The organism is Vibrio neptunius (genome assembly GCF_000967495.1).
GTDB lineage: Bacteria > Pseudomonadota > Gammaproteobacteria > Enterobacterales > Vibrionaceae > Vibrio > Vibrio neptunius.
Genome location: NZ_JXXU01000161.1, coordinates 1 through 406 on the forward strand (window position 1 = coordinate 1; position 406 = coordinate 406).

General features: G+C 44.6%; 1 pseudogene. It reads left to right on the plus strand.

Annotation, left to right across the window (positions count from 1 at the left end):
- Window positions 1–67 precede the first annotated feature (67 nt).
- A pseudogene (locus tag TW84_RS23625) lies at window positions 68–406 on the plus strand (transposase); the annotation flags it as partial.

The following is a 406-nucleotide window of genomic DNA, read 5'->3' on the forward strand; positions in this document are numbered from 1 at the left end:
TGTAGTGGTTTAATGATCCCGGACACCAAATTAGGTGGTAAAGTCTCCACCATACATGAGGTGTTCAATGACAAAACGACAACGACGTACATTTTCTTCTGAATTCAAAGTAGAAGCTGCAAGCTTGGTTCTTGATCAAGGTTACTCAATATCTGAGGCGGCACGCTCTCTAGACATCGGTGATACAGCCTTACGACGCTGGGTCGAGCAACTAAAGATTGAGCGTGGCGGAGAAACGCCAACGGTTAAAGCTTTGACGCCAGAACAGCAGAAGATCCAAGAGTTAGAAGCTAGGATTAATCGCTTAGAAAGAGAAAAATCCATACTAAAAAAAGCTACAGCTCTCTTAATGTCGGACGAACTAGAACGTTCTCGCTAATTGACCAGTTGAGGGAGCACGAAACGG